This window comes from Streptomyces sp. NPDC048584 (genome assembly GCF_043199595.1).
In the GTDB taxonomy this organism is placed as follows: domain Bacteria; phylum Actinomycetota; class Actinomycetes; order Streptomycetales; family Streptomycetaceae; genus Streptomyces; species Streptomyces edwardsiae.
Genome location: NZ_JBICWF010000009.1, coordinates 236,108 through 255,450, shown reverse-complemented (window position 1 = coordinate 255,450; position 19,343 = coordinate 236,108). Strand labels below are relative to the sequence as shown.

Genomic DNA, 19,343 nt, shown 5'->3' with positions numbered 1-19,343 from the left:
CGTATGGAGTAATTGTCTTGATCTTGTGGGTGCCGCCGCTGCCGCGGGCCGTCTCCGGTCAGGGACCACCTCCTCCCAGGACCCCGCCGGCCAGCCCGATCACCACGGGCAGCACGCCGACCGCGATGAAGGCGGGCAGGAAGCACAGCCCTACCGGCGCGCTGACCATGACGGCCGCCCGCCGGGCGCGTGCCGTCGCCGCCCGGGCCCACTCCGCGCGGGCGTCGGCGGCGAGCCGGGCCACGGGAACGGCCAGCGGGAGCCCGGAGACATCGGCGCGTTCCAGCAGCCGGGCCAGGGGTCCGGCGCCCGGCACCGACGCCAGACGGCGCCATGCCGCGGCCGGTTCACCGCCGAGCCGTACCTCCGCCGCGCCCCGCGCCAACGCCTCCCCCACGGGTCCGCCCAAGGTCTCCCCGACGGCCTGCGCGGCGGGTACGGGTCCTGCCCCGGCCGCGATGCAGGCGGAGAGCAGGTCGGCGGCGAGCGGCAGTTGCCGTTCCGCTGCGGCGGTGTCGGTCCCTTGCGGGCGGGGAGCGGCGGCCGTCTGCCGCTGTCGCCACCACCACAGTCCGGCGGCGACGGCCGGGCCCGCCACCGTCCCGGCGAGTCCGCCGACCAGCACCCACCCGGTGGCCGCCACGGCCGCGTACGGCAGCCAGCGCCGCGCGCCGCGCAGCAGCGGCAGGCGTGCAGCGGCCGCCGGGCGTTCCAGGGCCAGCACCTCGGCCACTCGCCGCCGTGCTCTGCGCTCGCGCCGCGTGCGGCTCCACCATCCCACCGCCAGGGCGAGCGCGGACACCGCCCCCACCACCGTCCCCAGCCTGTGGACAACGTCCCCGTTCATACCGTCGTCCCCTTCTCCGCGCCCCGCATGATCCACAGCGCCCACCACAGCCCCAGGCCCTCCAGCACCACGCCGGCCGCCAGACAGACCAGTCCCGACGGTGTGTGCAGCAGGATGTGCAGCGGGTCGGCGCCGAGCGCCGCCCCGAGTGCGAGGCCCACGACGGGCAGCCCCGCCAGCAGTACGGCCGTCGCACGGGCCCCGGCCAGCTGGGCGCGCAGGTCGGCCCGCTGGTCGCGTTCGGCCCGCAGTGCCGCTTCCAGCCGGTCGAGCCCGGCCGCGAGCCCGGCTCCCTGGTCCACCGCCACCCGCCAGCAGGCTGCGAGTCCCCGCAGCCCTTCGGCGCCCGGCGGCCGTGCCGCCCGCGCGAGCGCGTCGGGCACGTCCCCGCCGAATCGCGCCGCCGCCAGTACCGCCGCCTGCAGTTCGCCGAGCCCGCCGGAGTCCCGCGCGGCCGACAGCAGCGCCTCGCCCGGCTGCCGCCCGGCACGTACTTCCCCGGCGAGGGCACCGCACAGCGCGATCACCGCGTCGCCGCGTCCTTCCCGGGCCCGGCGCTCGGCGGCGGCCCGCCGCACCCGCCGCAGCAGGGGCACCCCGGCGGCCCCGGCGGCGACCGGCAGCACCGACGCGCCCAGCACCGCCAGCAGCACTCCTACGGCCAACGACCACCACTCGGCCCGCAGCCGTCCGCGGATTCCTTCCCACGCGCGGGTCACCCCGGTCCATCCCGGGGGTCCGCCACCCGCCACGTCGCCGCCGGCCAGCAGCAGCCGCGCCCGCCGGGCTCCGGTGTGCCCACCGCCGAGCAGCCAGGCCGCGGTCCCCAGGCAGGCCACGGCAGCACCCGTCGACACCTCGACCGCCCCGGTCACCGCCCGGCCCCCTCGCCCGGTCCGTCGGCGTTCGCGTTCCGCAGCAGCTCCCACAGCCGCTGCCAGCCCCGCTCCTTGGCGAAGGCCCCCGGGCCCCACCGCAGCGCCGGTACCGTCCGCACCAGCCCCGACGGGTCCCGTTCCAGCACATGCACCTCCGCGATCCGCCGCTGCCCGCCCCGGTCGCGTACGAGATGGAGGACCACCGAGACGGCGGCGGCCAGCTGACTGTGCAGCGCGTACCGGTCGAGTCCGGCCGCCGTACCGAGCGCCTCCAGCCGGGCCGGTACGTCGGTGGCGGCGTTGGCGTGGACCGTGCCCGAGCCGTCGTGGCCCGTGTTGAGGGCGGCCAGCAGATGGACCACTTCGGGGCCGCGCACCTCACCCACGACCAGCCGGTCGGGTCGCATCCTCAGCGCCTGGCGCACCAGGTCCTCGAGGGTGACGAGGCCCGCGCCCTCCTGGTTGGCGGGCCGGGTCTCCAGGCGTACGACGTGCGGGTGATCGGGCCGCAGCTCCGCCGAGTCCTCGGCCAGGACGATGCGCTCGTCCGGCCGGACCAGTCCCAGGAGTGCGCTCAGCAGGGTCGTCTTCCCGCTGCCGGTTCCCCCGCTGACAAGGAACGACAGTCTTGCGTCCAGCAGTGCCCGCAGTACGAGGTCTCCGCCGGGCGGGATGGTCCCGGCCGCCACCAGTTCGTCCAGCGTGAAGGCGCGTGGCCGTACCACCCGCAGCGACAGGCAGGAGGAACCGACCGCCACCGGTTGCAGTACGGCGTGGAGCCGGGTCCCGTCGGGCAGCCGTGCGTCGACCCAGGGCCGGGCGTCGTCCAGGCGCCGGCCGGCCACGGCGGCGAGCCGTTGCGCGAGACGCCGGACGGCCGGCTCGTCGGGAAAGGACACGTCGGTCAGCTCCAGTCCTTTGCCCCGGTCCACCCAGACCCGGTCCGGTGCCGAGACCAGCACGTCGGTCACCGAGGGGTCGGACAGGAGCCGTTCCAGCGGGCCGCTGCCGACCAGTTCGGAGCGCAACTGCTCGGCCGCTCCGAGCACTTCGGCGTCTCCGAGCACCCGTCCCTGGTCCCGCAGTGCCTGCGCCACCCGCGCGGGCGTCGGTTCGGCGCCGCTGTCGGCCAGCCACCGCCGTACCCCGTCGAGCAGTCCGGAAGGCATCGCCGCTCCGGTCACCGTGCTCCTCATGCCGCCCTCGCCTCCACCAGCGCCCGCTCCCAGAACTCCTTGCAGAAACGAGCCAGCGGGCCCCGTCCCGATACTCCGGGCGGCCGCCCCGCCTGGTGCGGGCGTTGCAGCGCGGGCTCGACGGGCACGTCTCCCGCGAGGGGCAGCCCGAGCAGCCGGGCCACCTCCCGGTCGTCCAGTCCCGGCGTGTACGGCCCGCGTACCGCCACCCGCAGATCACGCAGGACCATGCCGACGGCGGAGGCGACGCGGCCCGCCGCCGCGACGGCGCGCAGTTCGGCGGGGACCACGAGGAGCCCGAGGTCGAGCTGGGCCAGGACTTCGGCGACCCCGTCGTCGACGCGGCGCGGCAGGTCCACCACGACGATGCCGCCCCCGCGCCGAGCGGCGGCGAGCACCGCGCGTACGGCACGGGGCGGTACGGCGAGACAGTCGCCACGGTCCCAGCTGAGCACCCGGAGCGAGTGCAGTTCCGGCAGGGACTCCTCCAGGGCTCCGCCGCCGACCCTGCCGTGTGACGCGGCGAACGCCGGCCAGCGCAGGCCCTTGGCTGTCTCCCCTCCGAGGGCCACGTCGAGTCCGCCTCCCAGGGGGTCGGCGTCCACCAGGAGGGTGCGCAGCCCTTCACGCGCGGAGGTGACGGCGAGGGCGCACGCGAGGGTGGACGCCCCGGCGCCGCCCCGGCCGCCGATGACGCCGACGGTCAGGGCCGGCCGTCCGACGCCTTCGGCGACGTCGGCGATACGGTCGACCAGCCACTGCTCGCCGTCGGGCAGCATCAGTACATGGTCGGCGCCGATCTCGACGGCCCGCCGCCAGACTCCGGAATCGTCCTGGTCCCGGCCGACCAGCACCACTCCCGGCCGGCGCGCCGCACCGCGCACCCGTCGCGCGGCGTCGTCCCCGACCAGCACGAGCGGTGCGGCCTCCCAGCTGCCTCTCGGTTCCGGCACCGTGTGATGGACCTCCGGTGTGGCGCCGGCCGCGGCGCACAGGCGCAGCAGGTCGTCGAGGAGGCCGGCGTCCTCGGTGACGATCAGCGGTGCGCCCGGCCTGCCTCCTCCGGTGGCCGGCGGCGGTGGATCGTGGGCGATGGTTCCGGACACGTTCGTCCCCCTTTGCTGCGTCTTTCGCGCGGCTTCTGCAGCCCCGCGATTCCCAGTCGTACGGAGGGCCGACAAGCGACCCTGCTTTGAGAACGGCCGACGAAAACCGGCCATACGCGCCCCGCAAACAGAACCGGGTGTGAACTCGCGGCGAGCGGGTGCGCGGGAATCACGGTGCAGGGATCCGGAAAAACATGTGGATCTTGGTCGATATCTGTGGACGCCTCGACGGCTGTGAATATCGCGGTCACCCAAACCGGTGAGTCCCGCGCACCTCCTGTACGACTCCCGCAGAGCAGTCCGACAGCTACCGACGGTAATTAGTCATGCCCATGACAAACAGTTCTTCACAAGGCACCGGCGGAAGGTGCGAGGAGCGGGAAGGACGACCAAAACGCGTCCGGACATGCGACGACCCCCGCCGGGGGGGAGAGCGGGGGTCGTCTCCACGGCCGACTCGGGGGGGGGGGGAGGAGCCGGACCGGGTTAGACACGGTCGCGAACGATCCGTGACTTCCATGGTGTACCCGAGAGCCCTCTCAGGCAAACCCACACGCCCCACCTTACGCCGAATGGGCTGCGCCTATGCTCAGGGACGTGGAAAACCACTCGATGCCCCGCACAGCCGCCTTCTTTGACCTGGACAAGACGGTCATTGCGAAGTCGAGCACGCTCACGTTCTCCAAGTCGTTCTATCAAGGCGGCCTGATCAACCGCAGGGCGGTCCTGCGGACGGCGTACTCCCAGTTCGTGTTCCTGGCCGGCGGCGCCGATCACGACCAGATGGAGCGGATGCGCAAGTACCTGTCCGCACTGTGCCGCGGCTGGAACGTCCAGCAGGTCAAGGAGATCGTCGCGGAGACCCTGCACGACCTGATCGACCCGATCATCTACGACGAGGCCGCCACCCTCATCGAGCAGCACCACACCGCGGGACGCGATGTCGTGATCGTGTCCACCTCGGGCGCCGAGGTGGTCGAGCCGATCGGCGAACTGCTCGGCGCGGACCGGGTCGTGGCCACCCGTATGGTCGTGGGCGACGACGGGTGCTTCACCGGCGAGGTGGAGTACTACGCGTACGGCCCGACCAAGGCCGAGGCGGTCCGGGAGCTCGCCGAGTCGGAGGGCTACGACCTGGCCCGCTGCTACGCCTACAGCGACTCGGTGACCGACGTCCCGATGCTGGAGTCCGTGGGTCACCCGCATGCCGTGAACCCCGATCGCGCGCTGCGCCGGGAGGCCGTCGCGCGGGAGTGGCCGATCCTCGACTTCCACCGGCCGGTGCGGCTCAAGCAGCGCTTCCCCGCGTTCTCCGTACCGCCGCGTCCCGCCCTGGTCGCGGCGGCCGCCCTGGGCGCCGCGGCGGCCACCGCGGGACTCGTCTGGTACGCGAGCCGGCGCCGCGCGACGGCCGCCTGACCGCCTCCCGCGCGGGCGCACCGGCGATCGCGGGGCGCGCACGCCGCATCGACGCCCGTTTGGGGCGTGTTTGAAGGCAAAAGTAAAGAACGGGGGCCGGGACTTCCGCTTCCCCAAAACCCGGAGTACAAAGGACTTGACGGCCCGCGAGACCAAGGGACATCCGAGAGGATCACCTTCGCAACGCATTTGGCCCCACGGACCGAGCATGCACACCGGGCACCCACGCGACGTCGACCCGTCGATTACGGGCCAGCCGCACCAGGCCACGGGCGAAGTTCCCGGCCTGATGGGTATATCTCGAGGACGCTTGGTAACGCGGTGGACATGCCAGCGGCGGTACGAGCATTCGTACCGCCGCATTTCTGCGCGGCCCTTGCCGCGCTTCTCTATGCCGCTCCGCGCTGAAGCGCCTCGCACACCGCCGTCGACTCACGCGCGCCGAGTTCGATCGCGCGCCCGCAGTGGGTGATCCAGGCGGCCACGCCCTCGGGGGTGCCGGAGACATAGCCCTCCAGCGCCTCCGCGTACGCCTCCCGGCCCAGTTCGGCGTGTCCGACCTCGGCGGGGCAGACCGACTTGGGGTCGAGGCCGCTGCCGATCAGGACGATACGTTCGGCCGTCCGCGCCACCAGGCCGTTGTGCGAGGTGAAGGGACGGAGCACGAGCAGTTCGCCGTGCACGACGGCGGCCGTCACCAGGGCCGGGGCGGAACCGCCCGCGATGATCAGCCCGGACAGCCCTTCCAGTCGGCCGTGCGCTTCCGCCGCACTTGGCAGACCGAGCCCGATCAGGGGCTCGTCGACCGGCTCGCCCTCCTGCCGGGGACGCCCGACCTGCTCGGCCTTGCCGGCCGCCGCGACCAGGTGCAGCCTCGCCAGCACCCGCAGCGGCGACTGCCGCCAGATGGAGAGCAACTGGCCCGCCTCGGCGGTCAGCCGCAGCGCCGCACCCACCGCGCGTGCCTCGTCGTCGCCGCTGAAGTCACTGCGCCGGCGCACCTCCTCCAGGGCCCAGTCGGCCCCCGACAGGGCCGCCGAGCCACGGGCGCCGCGCAGCGCCGCCTCGGAGGTGATCTCGTTGCTGCGCCGCCGCATGACCCGGTGTCCGTAGACGCGGTCCACGGCCTTGCGCACGGACTCCACGGAGCCGGCCACGGCGGGCAGGGAGCCCAGGGCCGCGAGGGGGTCGGCGGACGCGCCTGTCGTACTCATGAGTACGACCCTACGCACCCCCGCCGCCCGCCCCACTATGGAGTGGTCTTCTTCACGCCCGACTGCCACATACAGCTACGGTTCCATTACGCTTGGTGAACATGAAAATTGCTTTCGTGGGGAAGGGCGGCAGCGGCAAGACGACCCTGTCCTCCCTGTTCATCCGTCACCTGGCGGCGACCGGCGCCCCGGTCGTCGCGGTCGACGCCGACATCAATCAGCATCTCGGGGCCGCGCTGGGCCTGGACGACGCGGAAGCGGCAGCGCTGCCCGCGATGGGCGAGCACCTGCCGCTGATCAAGGACTATCTGCGCGGCACCAATGCGCGCATCGCGTCCGCCGAGACCATGATCAAGACCACGCCGCCCGGAGAGGGCTCCCGGCTGCTGCGGGTGCGCGAGGACAATCCGGTCTACGACGCCTGCGCCCGGCCGGTGGAACTCGACGGCGGGACCGTCCGTCTGATGGTCACCGGCCCCTTCACCGACGCCGACCTGGGGGTCGCCTGCTACCACTCCAAGACCGGAGCGGTGGAGCTGTGTCTGAACCACCTGGTGGACGGCCCCGGTGAGTACGTCGTGGTCGACATGACGGCCGGATCGGACTCGTTCGCCTCCGGCATGTTCACCCGCTTCGACATCACGTTCCTCGTGGCCGAGCCGACCCGGAAGGGGGTCTCCGTCTATCGCCAGTACAAGGAGTACGCCCGCGACTTCGGCGTCACCCTGAAAGTCGTCGGCAACAAGGTGCAGGGGCCCGACGACCTCGACTTCCTGCGTACGGAGGTCGGGGAGGACCTGCTGGTGACGGTGGGTCACTCGGACTGGGTCCGGGCCATGGAGAAGGGCCGGCCGCCCCGGTTCGGCCTCCTCGAGGAGCCCAACCGGCACGCACTGCGCCTGCTGCGTTCGGCGGCCGACGCGACGTACGCGTCGCGCGACCGTGAGCGGTACACCCGCCAGATGGCGCACTTCCATCTGAAGAACGCCCGGTCGTGGGGCGACGAGCGCACCGGGGCCGATCTGTCGGCCCAGATCGACCCCGGCTTCGTGCTCGGCGAGGACGTCACGGTGTCCGCCTGACGCTCACCGCTTCTCCGCGGGAGCGCCGGGCACCCCCTTGGGGGCCGGAGCGGGTCCGCCGGCCAGGAAGGACTTCCAGCCCTTCTTCGGTGCCTCGCCGACGTTCAGCGTGCGCAGTTTCGCCAGTGTCTCGGGGTCCTGGGCGTCCAGCCAGTCCGCGAGGCCACGGAAGGAGACACAGCGCACGTCGGACTTGGTGCACACCTCCTCGACGACCTCCTCGACGGCCCGCATGTAGGTGCCGCCGTTCCAGGACTCGAAGTGGTTGCCGATGATCAGGGGTGCCCTGTTGCCGTCGTAGGCCCGCTCGAAACCCTGGATGAGGCTGTCCCGCATCTGGTCGCCCCACATCTCGCGCTTGGCGGGGTCGCCCTGGGTGGTGGTGCCGGACTGGTTGACCATGAAGTTGTAGTCCATGGTCAGCTGCTCGAACGAGTGCCCGGGGAAGGGTACGAGCTGCATCGAAAGGTCCCACAGCCCTTCCTTCTTCTTCGGCCACACCTGGTTGTTGACGCCGCTGGTGTCATAGCGGAAACCGAGGTCGCGGGCGGCCTTCATGAAGTTCTTCTGCCCCTCGAGGCAGGGGGTGCGGGCGCCGATCAGCTCCTTGTCGTAGTCGAAGGGCAGCGGGGCCGAGTTCCTCATGCCCGTGTTGGTCTTCCAGGTCTTCACGAAGCTTTTGGCCTGGGCGATCTCGTCCTTCCAGTCATCCACCGACCATTCGCCGACCCCGCCGTCGCTGCCGCAGAAGTGCCCGTTGAAATGGGTGCCGATCTCATTGCCCTCGAGCCAGGCGAGGCGCAGCTGCTTCACGGTGTCGGCGATGCCCTCCGCGTCGTTGAAGCCGATGTCGGAGCGGCCCGGTGAGTGCTGTGGCGGGCGGTACAGATCACGCTTCTCCTCCGGCAGCATGTACACCCCGCTGAGGAAGTACGTCATGGTCGCGTTGTTCTCCTTGGCGACCTTGCGGAAATGGGAGAAGAGTCGCTGGCTGTCCTCGCCCGCGCCGTCCCAGGAGAAGACCACGAACTGCGGGGGCTTCTCGCCGGGCTTCAGCCGTCCGGGCCGGAAAAGGTGCGGCTGCGCCCCGGTGTAGGCGGTGGAGCCGTCTCCGATCAGCCGGACGACGTTCTTCGGTGCGGGGGCCGGCTTGGCCTTCTCCCTGTCCGGCGCCTGCCCGTCGGTTCCGGTGCCGCAGCCGGCGAGCGATGTGACGCAGACCGCGGCGATCACGGTGCCCGTGGCGATCCTGTGGGTGGCGGCCATCCGCCCACCTTCTTCCTTGTCTCGGGCCGAGCTCGATGAGGGCTTTGTCTGGTGCTGTTCCGGTGCACGGCGACAGCGCCGTCAAAGTCGCACGAAGGAAGAAATGAATTAATACGACAAGCCGATGAAATGGCTACTTCACCCGCTGGAGTGATTGATTCGACCATTTGCTCGGAAAGCCTATGCCGGCTCTTTACTCTCAATTACGATCCGTTTACTGATTGTTGATACTCGAGAGAGGGGAAACCGTGTCAGCCTGCGTTCCCGCGAAGGCCGCCGACTCGGATCGGACCGAGCGCGCCCACCCACCCCACAGCCCGCCGCCGGCCGGGCCTCCGCGCCTACGCGTCGCGGGGGCCGATCTGTCGGCCGCCGTCGCGGTCTTCCTGATCGCCCTTCCGCTGTCCCTCGGTATCGCCCTCGCCACCGGCGCGCCGCTCCAGGCCGGGCTGGTCGCCGCCGCCGTGGGCGGCGTCGTCGCCGGACGGATCGGCGGCTCCCCGCTCCAGGTGAGCGGCCCGGCCGCCGGACTCACCGTCGTCACGGCCGACCTGATCCTGCGCTACGGCTGGCGGACGACCTGCGCCATCACCGTCCTCGCCGGACTCGCCCAACTCGGCCTCGGCTGCCTGCGCGTGGCACGCGGCGCGCTCGCCGTCAGCCCCGCGATCGTGCACGGCATGCTCGCCGGCATCGGCATCACCATCGCGGTCGCCCAGCTGCACATCGTCCTGGGCGGCACCCCGCAGAGCTCCGTCCCCGACAACCTCCTCGCGCTTCCCGCCCAGTTGGCGAACCTGCAGCCCGAGGCCCTGGCGGTGAGCCTGCTGACCCTGGTCCTGCTGCTGCTCTGGCCGCGGCTGCCCGGCCGCGCCGGGCGCGTGTTCCGTACGGTTCCGGCGGCGCTCGTCGCCGTCACCGGAGCCACCGCGACCGCCGCCGCGGCCGGCCTCGTCCTGCCCAAGGTGGATCTGCCGTCGTGGCGCAATCACGCCCTGGCCGGGCTGCCCGACGGCCCCTTGCTCGGCCTCGCGGCCGCCGTGCTCACCACGACACTGGTGTGCAGTGTGCAGTCGCTGCTCGGCGCCGTAGCCGTGGACAAGCTGGTGTCCGGCCGCCCGGGCACCGCCCCCGTCTCACGCTCCGACCTGGACCGGGAACTGCTCGGACAGGGCGCGGCCAACATCGTCTCCGGCTCACTCGGCGGACTGCCGGTCGCCGGAGTCGCGGTCCGCAGTTCCGCGAACGTCAAAGCGGGTGCCGTGAGCCGGAACTCCACGATGCTGCACGGCGTTCTCGTAGTGATCGCCGCGCTGCTGATGGTCCCGCTCCTCGAGTTCATCCCGCTCGCCTCGCTCGCCGCCCTGGTGATGGCCGTCGGCATCCAGATGGTGTCCCTGCACCACATCCGCACGGTGACCCGCCACCGCGAAGTCCTGGTCTACGCCGTGACCACCCTCGGCGTCGTCTCCCTCGGCGTCCTGGAGGGCGTGGCGCTGGGCATCGCCGTGGCCGTCGGTGTGGCCCTGCACCGGCTCACCCGCACCCGCATCACGCACCACGAGGAGGAAGGGGTCCATCACGTACACGTCCGGGGGCAGTTGACGTTCCTCGCGGTGCCACGGCTCAGCCGGGCCCTGCACCTCGTCCCTCAAGGGGCCGGCGTCGTCCTGGCGTTGGACGGCTCCTTCATGGACCACGCCGCCTACGAGACGCTGCAGGACTGGCAGGGCACGCACACCGCGCGGGGCGGCACCGTGAAGATCACCGGTCGCCACGCGGGAGTCCGGATCGCCGAGCCCGCCGCCCTCCTCTCCGGGCACGCGCCCGACGGGAGCGACGAGGCCGGCGCATCCGACGCCGACTGCCGCTGCCGGCCCTGGACGGCCTGGCGCAACCACCAGTGCGAACGCCCGCGCCCCCTGCCGGCCGACGACCCGCGGCCCGGCGAGACCGCCGCCGAGAGAGGAGCGGCGAGAGACAAGGACGGCGAGCCGAAGCCGGTCGGCACCGGCGGCCACGAACTGGTGCGCGGTATCAGCACGTTCCAGCGCAACACCGCTCCCCTGGTCCGCGGTGAGCTGGCCCGGCTGGCCCGCGAAGGACAGCAGCCCGCCCAGCTGTTCCTGACCTGCGCCGACTCGCGCGTGGTGACCTCGATGATCACGGCCAGTGGCCCGGGCGACCTGTTCGTGGTCCGCAACGTCGGCAATCTCGTACCGCCCCCCGGCGTGGAGAGCGGCGACGACTCGGTGGCGGCCGCGATCGAGTACGCCGTGGACGTGCTGGCGATCCGGTCCATCACCGTATGCGGGCACTCGGGGTGCGGTGCCATGCAGGCGCTGCTCGACACCGATCCGGACGGCGCCCGTACGCCGCTGAGACGGTGGCTGCGGCACGGCCGGCCGAGCCTGGAGCGCATGGACGATGACGGCGGCCCTCCGTCGCGGCTGGCCGGGCGGGCACCCGCCGACGCGGCCGAGCGGCTCTGTCTGACGAACGTGGTGCAACAGCTGGAGCATCTGCGCGCCCATGAAGTGGTGGCCCGTGCCCTGAAGGACGGTGCTCTGGAACTCCACGGCATGTACTTCCACGTGGGTGAGGCCCAGGCGTATCTCCTCACCGAGCGGGGCGAGGAATGGGTGTTCGACCGAGTCCGGTCGGCGGACCCGACGAGGTGAGGTGGCCCGTCCGAGTGTGAGAGGCGTTACACACCTTGAACCGGGTTGCTCCGGGCCCCGTGGGAAAGGGTGTCGCAGGCCGCACCCGCACCCCTCGATAGGTCTAAACCAATTTGCCGTCGGCCCTTGTCAGCGCACCCCCGGGTCTGATGAGCTGTGGCCTGGGACACAACGGACACCCTGGGAAAGGCAGATGCCGTGAGCAATGAAAGCCTGGCCAACCTTCTGAAGGAGGAGCGTCGCTTCTCGCCCCCCGCCGACCTGGCCGCGAACGCCAATGTCACGGCGGAGGCGTATGAACAGGCCAAGGCTGACAGGCTCGGCTTCTGGGCCGAGCAGGCCCGCCGGCTGACCTGGGCCACCGAGCCCACGGAGACCCTGGACTGGTCGAACCCGCCGTTCGCCAAGTGGTTCAAGGACGGCGAGCTCAACGTCGCCTACAACTGTGTGGACCGGCATGTGGAGGCCGGGCACGGCGACCGGGTCGCGATCCACTTCGAGGGCGAGCCGGGCGACAGCCGCGCCATCACCTACGCCCAGCTCAAGGACGAGGTCTCCCAGGCGGCCAACGCCCTGCTGGAGCTGGGTGTCCAGAAGGGTGACCGGGTCGCCGTCTACATGCCGATGATCCCGGAGACCGCGGTCGCGATGCTGGCCTGCGCCCGCATCGGCGCCGCGCACTCCGTCGTCTTCGGCGGCTTCTCGGCGGACGCGCTCGCCACCCGGATCCAGGACGCCGACGCGCGGGTCGTCATCACGGCCGACGGCGGGTACCGGCGCGGCAAGCCGTCCGCACTCAAGCCGGCCGTGGACGAGGCGATCGCCAAGGCGGGCACCGTGGAGCACGTCCTCGTCGTCCGCCGCACCGGCCAGGACGTCGCCTGGACCGAGGGCCGCGACGTGTGGTGGCACGACCTGGTCGCGGGCCAGAGCGCCGAGCACACCCCGGAGGCGTTCGGGGCCGAGCACCCGCTGTTCATCCTCTACACCTCGGGGACCACGGGTAAGCCCAAGGGCATCCTGCACACCTCCGGCGGCTATCTGACCCAGACGGCGTACACGCACTGGTCGGTCTTCGACCTCAAGCCGGAGACCGACGTGTACTGGTGCACGGCCGACGTCGGCTGGGTCACCGGGCACTCGTACATCGTCTACGGCCCGCTCGCCAACGGCGCCACCCAGGTCATGTACGAAGGCACGCCGGACACCCCGCACCAGGGCCGTTTCTGGGAGATCGTGCAGAAGTACGGCGTCACGATCCTCTACACGGCGCCCACCGCGATCCGTACGTTCATGAAGTGGGGCGACGACATCCCCGCGAAGTTCGACCTGTCCTCGCTGCGGGTGCTCGGCTCGGTCGGTGAGCCGATCAACCCGGAGGCCTGGATCTGGTACCGGAAGAACATCGGCGGGGACCGTACCCCCGTGGTGGACACCTGGTGGCAGACCGAGACCGGCGGCATCATGATCTCCCCGCTGCCGGGCGTGACCGACGCCAAGCCGGGCTCCGCCCAGACCCCGCTGCCCGGCATCGCGGCGACCGTCGTCGACGACGAGGCGGCCGAGGTTCCGGACGGCGGCGGCGGCTACCTGGTGCTCACCGAGCCGTGGCCGTCGATGCTGCGCACCATCTGGGGCGACGACCAGCGGTTCATCGACACGTACTGGTCGCGGTTCGAGGGCAAGTACTTCGCCGGTGACGGCGCCAAGAGGGACGACGACGGCGACATCTGGCTGCTCGGCCGGGTCGACGACGTGATGCTGGTGTCCGGGCACAACATCTCCACCACGGAGGTCGAGTCCGCGCTGGTCTCGCACCCGTCGGTCGCCGAGGCGGCCGTCGTCGGCGCGGCGGACGAGACGACCGGCCAGGCCATCGTCGCCTTCGTCATCCTGCGCGGCACGGCGGCGGAGAGCGAGAACCTCGTCGGCGAACTCCGCAATCACGTGGGCGCCACGCTCGGCCCGATCGCCAAGCCCAAGCGGATCCTGCCGGTGGCCGAGCTGCCGAAGACCCGCTCGGGCAAGATCATGCGCCGTCTGCTGCGGGACGTCGCCGAGAACCGCCAGCTCGGTGACGTCACCACGCTGACGGACTCCACGGTCATGGACCTCATCCAGGCCAAGCTGCCCCAGGCGCCCGGCGAGGACTGAGCGGTCGGAGACCGACCGGGGCGCACCCACGCGGCCACGCGCGGGTGCGCCCCGGACCGCTCCCGAGGCGCACCCCGGTGCGCCTCGGGAGCACCTTGGATAAGCTGAATGAAAAGCTGTCTCATGGGGCGCCGGGAAGTCTGGTCGGCACACGATTCGTGCTGCCCGCCGACCAGAGGACTCACCCGCAGTGACCGCGCCCCGCACCCCCACCCCCCGCAAGGCCCTCGGACGTCTCTCGCTGCCCGAGCGGACGTTCGTCGCCGACGCGCTGCGCACCGAGACGGTCGGCGGCGTTCTGCTGCTCCTCGCCGCCGTCGCCGCGCTGATCTGGGCGAACGTCTCCGGTCCGCACGGCAGCTACGAGACCGTCAGCCACTTCCACTTCGGTGTCGACGCCCTCGGCCTCAATCTCTCCGTGGCGCACTGGGCCGCCGACGGACTGCTCGCCGTCTTCTTCTTCGTCGCGGGCGTCGAGCTCAAGCGCGAACTCGTCGCCGGTGATCTGCGCGACCCCAAGGCGGCCATGCTGCCCGTCGTCGCCGCCCTGTGCGGCATGGCCGTACCGGCGCTGGTCTACACGCTGACCAGCGGGGCGGGCGGCGGTTCCCTGGCCGGGTGGGCCGTACCCACCGCCACCGACATCGCCTTCGCGCTCGCGGTACTGGCCGTCATCGGCACCTCCCTGCCGAGCGCGCTGCGCGCCTTCCTGCTCACCCTCGCCGTCGTCGACGACCTGTTCGCCATCCTGATCATCGCGGTCTTCTTCACCGACGGCCTGAACTTCGCGGCGCTCGGCGGCGCGTTCGCGGGCCTGGCCCTCTTCTGGCTGCTGCTGCGCAAGGGCGTACGCGGCTGGTACGTGTACGTGCCGCTCGCGCTGGTCGTATGGGCGCTGATGTACAACAGCGGCATCCACGCCACCATCGCCGGTGTCGCGATGGGCCTGATGCTGCGCTGCCACCGCCACGAGGGCGAGGAGCGCTCCCCGGGCGAGCGTGTCGAGCACCTCGTCCGGCCGCTCTCGGCGGGCCTCGCCGTCCCGCTGTTCGCACTGTTCAGCGCGGGTGTGGCGATCTCGGGCGGGGCGCTCGCGGACGTGTTCGCGCAGCCGGAGACGCTGGGCGTCGTCCTCGGACTCGTCGTCGGCAAGACGCTCGGCATCTTCGGCGGTACCTGGCTGACGGCACGCTTCACCAGGGCGTCGCTCAGCGACGACCTCGCGTGGCCGGACGTGTTCGCGGTGGCGACGCTCGCCGGCATCGGCTTCACCGTCTCGCTGCTCATCGGGGAACTCGCCTTCGAGGGTGACGCGGCGATGACGGACAGCGTGAAGGCCGCCGTCCTCAGCGGTTCGCTGATCGCCACCGTCGTCGCGACGGTGCTGCTGCGGATACGGAACGCCAAGTACCGCAGGCTGACCGAGGAGGAGGAGCGCGACGAGGACCTCAGCGGCGTCCCGGACGTCTACGAGCAGGACGACCCGGCGTACCACCTGCGTATGGCGGAGATCCACGAGCGGAAGGCCGCGGAGCACCGGCGACTCGCCCGGGAGAAGGCCGCTGAGCGTGACGCGCTTGCCGAAGTGACGGGCGGGGCAGGCGAGGAGCACCACGGTCCGGCATGATCTGACGAGACGGTACAAAAGACGGAACCGTATGTGCAGGCATGAGGAACGTACGGGGAACGTACGCAGGAGAGGGAGACCGCGATGAGCGCACCCGACGGCAGCCCGGTCGGCGCCGAACGCAGCATCGGCCAGTTGTTCGCCTCGGCGACGGCTGACATGTCGACGCTGGTGCACGACGAGATCGCGCTGGCGAAGGCGCAGCTCAAGCAGGACGTCAAGCGGGGTGCGACCAGCGGTGGCGCGTTCACGGCGGCCGGAGTGCTGCTGCTGTTCTCCCTGCCGATGCTGAACTTCGCCCTCGCCTACGGCATCCGCACCTGGAGCGACTGGAACCTCGCGCTCTGCTTCCTGCTGTCCTTCGCCGCGAACGTGCTGATCGCGGCGGTCCTCGCGCTCATCGGCATCGTCTTCGCGAAGAAGGCGAAGAAGGGCCGCGGCCCGCAGAAGGTGGCCGCCTCGGTGAAGGAGACGGCGGGCGTACTGCAGAAGGCCAAGCCGCACCCACGCCCCGAACTGCCCGGTGACCGGGTCCCCCAGGCCGTCGAGGCTGTGGCACGCTCGTCCTCATGACGGATCCCGCCACTCCTGCGGCGCAACCCGCTTCGGTCGTACGACTCGACATCCCCGGCGGCGCCGGGCTGATCCACCGCGACGTCGCGGCCAACGGCGCCCGCTTCCACATCGCGGAGCTGGGCGACGGTCCCCTGGTGCTGCTGCTGCACGGCTTCCCGCAGTTCTGGTGGACCTGGCGTCACCAGCTGACGGCGCTCGCGGACGCCGGTTTCCGGGCCGTCGCCATGGACCTGCGGGGCGTCGGCGGCAGCGACCGCACGCCGCGCGGTTACGACCCGGCCAACCTCGCGCTGGACATCACCGGCGTGATCCGCTCCCTGGGCGAACCGGACGCCGCGCTGGTCGGCCATGACCTGGGCGGATATCTGGCGTGGACGGCGGCGGCGATGCGCCCCAAGCTGGTACGGCGGCTCGCGGTCGCGTCCATGCCGCACCCGCGGCGCTGGCGCTCGGCGCTGGTCTCCGACGCCCGGCAGTCGGCCGCCCTGTCCCACATCTGGGGGTTCCAGCGGCCCTGGATCCCGGAGCGCCGGCTCACCGCGGACGACGGGGCGCTGGTGGCCGAGCTGATCCGGGACTGGTCCGGGCCGCGCCTGCCGGACGACAAGGCGCTGGAGAACTACCGGCGGGCCATGTGCATCCCGTCCACGGCGCACTGCTCGATCGAGCCGTACCGCTGGATGGTGCGCTCCCTGGCCCGCCCGGACGGCATCCAGTTCAACCGCAGGATGAAGCGGCCGGTGCGGGTGCCGACGCTGCATCTGCACGGCTCGCTGGACCCGGTCGTACGCACGCGCAGTGCCGCGGGGTCCGGGGAGTACGTCGAAGCGCCGTACCGCTGGCGGCTGTTCGACGGGCTGGGGCACTTCCCGCACGAAGAGGATCCGGTCGCTTTCTCCACCGAACTGATCAATTGGCTGAAGGATCCGGAACCCGATCGATAGGCCGGCCGAGCACTTGTCTGACGATCGGCCAATTGCCGGGCGCATAAGCCAATTGGGGGCACGTGAGGTGGTTATGGACCTTGGGGCGGGGGCAGACGTCCGGGTATGGGCTGGACGCACGATTACAGTGACGCAAGCCGCGACCGCCGCTCGGCGGGCGGTGTGGGTTCCCACCAGCGAGGCGGTGCACCACGGATGGCGGGTACGGATCTCAGGGTGGGAATTCCGCGCATCCTCCGTCGCAGGGCCCGCTGGGTCTCCGTCCGTCTGCGCCATCCGCGCGGCTGACGGTTCGTACGACCGCAGGCCGGCACACCCCGCGCTCTAGAGAGCGCAGTTGTCGCTGTCCACCTGCTGGTTCGCGGTACGGCCCTTGGTGATGTCGTCCTGGATCTCGTCCGCGGTGAGGGCGTACCCCGTCTCGGCGTCGTCGAGCGACTTCGCGAAGACCACGCCGTAGACCTCGCCGTCGGGCGTGAGCAGCGGGCCGCCGGAGTTCCCCTGCCGGACCGTCGCGTACAGGGAGTACACATCACGGCGGACGGTGCCCCGGTGGTAGATGTCGGGGCCGTTGGCCGTGATGCGTCCGCGCAGGCGCGCCGGGCGGACGTCGTACGCCCCGTTCTCCGGGAAGCCGGCGACGATGGCGCTGTCGCCGCTGCTCGCGTCCTCGGTCGTGAACCGCAGCGCGGGCGCCTCCAGATCGGGTACGTCGAGGACGGCGATGTCGCGCTTCCAGTCGTAGAGGACGACCGTGGCGTCGTACTTCCTGCCCTCGCCGCCTATCTGCACGGTCGGCTCGTCGACGCCGCCCACGACATGCGCGTTGGTCATGACGCGACGTTCGCCGAAGACGAAGCCGGTGCCCTCCAGGACCTTGCCGCAACTCGGGGCGGTGCCCATCACCTTGACGATGGAGCGCTGTGCGCGCAAAGCGACGGGGCTGCCCGCCAGAGCCGGGTCGGGGGGCCGGACGTCGGTGATCGGCTCGCTGGAGAACGGGCTGAAGACCTGCGGGAAGCCGTTCTGTGCGAGGACGGAGGAGAAGTCGGCGAACCAGGTGTCGGCCTGGTCGGGCAGCGCCCGGGACACCCCGAGCAGCACCTTGGAGCCGCGGACCTCCTTGCCGAGCGTCGGCAGCGTCGTACCGGCGAGGGCGGAGCCGATCAGCCAGGCGACCAGGAGCATCGCGACGACGTTGACCAGCGCGCCGCCGGTGGCGTCGAGCGCGCGGGCGGGGGACCAGGTGATGTAGCGGCGCAGTTTGTTGCCCAGATGGGTCGTCAGGGCCTGCCCGACGGAGGCGCAGACTATGACGACGACGACCGCGACGACGGCGGCCGTCGTACCGACCTCCGAGTTGTCCGTCAGGGCGTCCCAGATGACGGGCAGCGTGTACACGGCGACGAGACCGCCGCCGAGGAAGCCGATCACCGACAGGATGCCGACGACGAAGCCCTGGCGGTAGCCGACGACGGCGAACCACACGGCGGCGACGAGCAACAGGATGTCCAGCACGTTCACCGCTTCAAGCCTCGCCTCGTCCTACCCAGCACGGCGCCCACCCTGTCATGACCCCCAGTCCAGCGGGACCCGCTTGTCGCGGTCCCAGGGGCGCTCCCACCCGGCGAAGTGCAGCAACCGGTCGATGACACCGGCGGTGAAGCCCCATACGAGGGCCGATTCGACCAGGAACGCCGGGCCCTGGAAGCCGCTGGGGTGAACCGTGGTCGCCCGGTTGTCCGGGTGGGTGAGATCCGCCACGGGGACGGTGAACACCCGCGCGGTCTCGTTCGGGTCGACGACGCCGACCGGGCTGGGGACCCGCCACCAGCCCAGGACGGGCGTGACGACGAAGCCGCTGACGGGGATGTACAGCTTCGGCAGTACGCCGAAGAGCTGAACGCCCGTCGGGTCGAGTCCGGTCTCCTCCTCGGCCTCGCGCAGGGCGGCCCGCAGCGGGCCGTCACCGTGCGGGTCGCCGTCCTCGGGGTCGAGGGCGCCGCCGGGGAAGGACGGCTGCCCCGCGTGCGATCGCAGGGAGCTCGCGCGCTCCATGAGCAGCAGCTCCGGGCCGCGTCCGCCGTCACCTTCGCCGAAGAGGATGAGGACGGCGGACTGACGTCCCGAGCCGTTCTCCGGGGGCAGGAAGCGGCTGAGCTGTCGCGGCCGTATCGTCTCCACCGCGCCGGCCACCGGGTCCAGCCAGCCGGGCAGCCCGGCCCTGCTGACCGTCACCGGACCGCCCTGGGCACCGCTTGTCCGCGTCATCGCCACCCCCGTCGTCCGGCCGCGTCCCACGGGTTCAACGCCCGGCGGCCCCGAGATCGTTCCGCGGGCCGCCGCGGGTACC

General features: G+C 71.5%; 16 protein-coding genes. 8 read left to right on the top strand and 8 right to left on the bottom strand.

Annotation, left to right across the window (positions count from 1 at the left end):
- Positions 1-58: 58 nt before the first annotated feature.
- From ACGFR9_RS21615 to ssd, 4 genes are read right to left on the bottom strand one after another with little or no spacing between them, the layout of a single operon-like run.
- Positions 59-847, bottom strand: a complete 789-nt coding sequence (locus ACGFR9_RS21615) for a type II secretion system F family protein (protein WP_393210998.1) — start codon at positions 845-847, stop codon at positions 59-61.
- A complete protein-coding gene (locus tag ACGFR9_RS21610; RefSeq protein ID WP_393210995.1) occupies positions 844-1,722 on the bottom strand; it encodes a type II secretion system F family protein in 879 nt (292 codons plus the stop codon). The genes ACGFR9_RS21615 and ACGFR9_RS21610 overlap by 4 nt, the downstream gene beginning before the upstream one ends.
- Complete coding sequence (locus ACGFR9_RS21605) at positions 1,719-2,921, bottom strand: TadA family conjugal transfer-associated ATPase (RefSeq protein ID WP_393210992.1); 1,203 nt, start codon at positions 2,919-2,921, stop codon at positions 1,719-1,721. The genes ACGFR9_RS21610 and ACGFR9_RS21605 overlap by 4 nt, the downstream gene beginning before the upstream one ends.
- The gene (ssd, locus tag ACGFR9_RS21600) at positions 2,918-4,027 is read right to left on the bottom strand and encodes a septum site-determining protein Ssd (RefSeq protein ID WP_393210989.1); all 1,110 of its coding nucleotides are present in this window, start codon (positions 4,025-4,027) and stop codon (positions 2,918-2,920) included. The genes ACGFR9_RS21605 and ssd overlap by 4 nt, the downstream gene beginning before the upstream one ends.
- Positions 4,028-4,612: 585 nt before the next feature.
- On the opposite strand from ssd, the gene ACGFR9_RS21595 reads away from it, so the two are divergent.
- On the top strand, positions 4,613-5,446 hold the full coding sequence (locus ACGFR9_RS21595) for an HAD family hydrolase (RefSeq protein ID WP_393210986.1): 834 nt from the start codon (positions 4,613-4,615) through the stop codon (positions 5,444-5,446).
- Positions 5,447-5,835: 389 nt separating this feature from the next.
- Here the strand turns inward: ACGFR9_RS21595 and ACGFR9_RS21590 are convergent, their stop codons facing one another.
- Positions 5,836-6,660 carry an oxidoreductase gene (locus ACGFR9_RS21590; RefSeq protein ID WP_393210983.1) on the bottom strand — a complete coding sequence of 275 codons (825 nt, stop codon included), beginning with the start codon at positions 6,658-6,660 and terminating at the stop codon, positions 5,836-5,838.
- A gap of 101 nt (positions 6,661-6,761) precedes the next feature.
- Between ACGFR9_RS21590 and ACGFR9_RS21585 the strand changes: the two genes are divergently transcribed.
- Entirely contained in the window at positions 6,762-7,742 is a 981-nt protein-coding gene (locus ACGFR9_RS21585) for an ATP-binding protein (RefSeq protein ID WP_393210980.1), read from the top strand.
- Between the two features lie 3 nt (positions 7,743-7,745).
- On the opposite strand, the gene ACGFR9_RS21580 is transcribed toward ACGFR9_RS21585, so the two are convergent.
- Positions 7,746-9,008 (bottom strand): hypothetical protein, encoded by a 1,263-nt coding sequence (locus tag ACGFR9_RS21580; protein ID WP_393210977.1) that lies wholly within the window; start codon positions 9,006-9,008, stop codon positions 7,746-7,748.
- Between the two features lie 248 nt (positions 9,009-9,256).
- On the opposite strand from ACGFR9_RS21580, the gene ACGFR9_RS21575 reads away from it, so the two are divergent.
- The 6 genes from ACGFR9_RS21575 (at position 9,257) to ACGFR9_RS21550 (ending at position 17,278) form a co-directional block, all read left to right on the top strand.
- The gene (locus ACGFR9_RS21575; protein WP_393210974.1) at positions 9,257-11,689 is read left to right on the top strand and encodes a SulP family inorganic anion transporter; all 2,433 of its coding nucleotides are present in this window, start codon (positions 9,257-9,259) and stop codon (positions 11,687-11,689) included.
- A 198-nt stretch (positions 11,690-11,887) separates the two neighbouring features.
- Complete coding sequence (acs, locus tag ACGFR9_RS21570) at positions 11,888-13,843, top strand: acetate--CoA ligase (protein ID WP_393210971.1); 1,956 nt, start codon at positions 11,888-11,890, stop codon at positions 13,841-13,843.
- A 190-nt stretch (positions 13,844-14,033) separates the two neighbouring features.
- The gene (nhaA, locus tag ACGFR9_RS21565) at positions 14,034-15,470 is read left to right on the top strand and encodes a Na+/H+ antiporter NhaA (protein WP_393210968.1); all 1,437 of its coding nucleotides are present in this window, start codon (positions 14,034-14,036) and stop codon (positions 15,468-15,470) included.
- Positions 15,471-15,554: 84 nt separating this feature from the next.
- Positions 15,555-16,043, top strand: coding sequence for a phage holin family protein (locus ACGFR9_RS21560; protein ID WP_393210965.1), 489 nt, complete (start codon positions 15,555-15,557; stop codon positions 16,041-16,043).
- On the top strand, positions 16,040-16,990 hold the full coding sequence (locus ACGFR9_RS21555) for an alpha/beta fold hydrolase (RefSeq protein ID WP_030225082.1): 951 nt from the start codon (positions 16,040-16,042) through the stop codon (positions 16,988-16,990). The genes ACGFR9_RS21560 and ACGFR9_RS21555 overlap by 4 nt, the downstream gene beginning before the upstream one ends.
- A gap of 105 nt (positions 16,991-17,095) precedes the next feature.
- Entirely contained in the window at positions 17,096-17,278 is a 183-nt protein-coding gene (locus ACGFR9_RS21550) for a hypothetical protein (RefSeq protein WP_311643076.1), read from the top strand.
- Positions 17,279-17,314: 36 nt separating this feature from the next.
- Here ACGFR9_RS21550 and ACGFR9_RS21545 read toward each other — a convergent pair whose 3' ends face one another.
- Positions 17,315-18,514, bottom strand: a complete 1,200-nt coding sequence (locus ACGFR9_RS21545) for a MarP family serine protease (RefSeq protein WP_393210961.1) — start codon at positions 18,512-18,514, stop codon at positions 17,315-17,317.
- Positions 18,515-18,559: 45 nt separating this feature from the next.
- Complete coding sequence (locus tag ACGFR9_RS21540) at positions 18,560-19,261, bottom strand: NUDIX hydrolase (RefSeq protein WP_393210958.1); 702 nt, start codon at positions 19,259-19,261, stop codon at positions 18,560-18,562.
- Between the last annotated feature and the right edge of the window lie 82 nt (positions 19,262-19,343).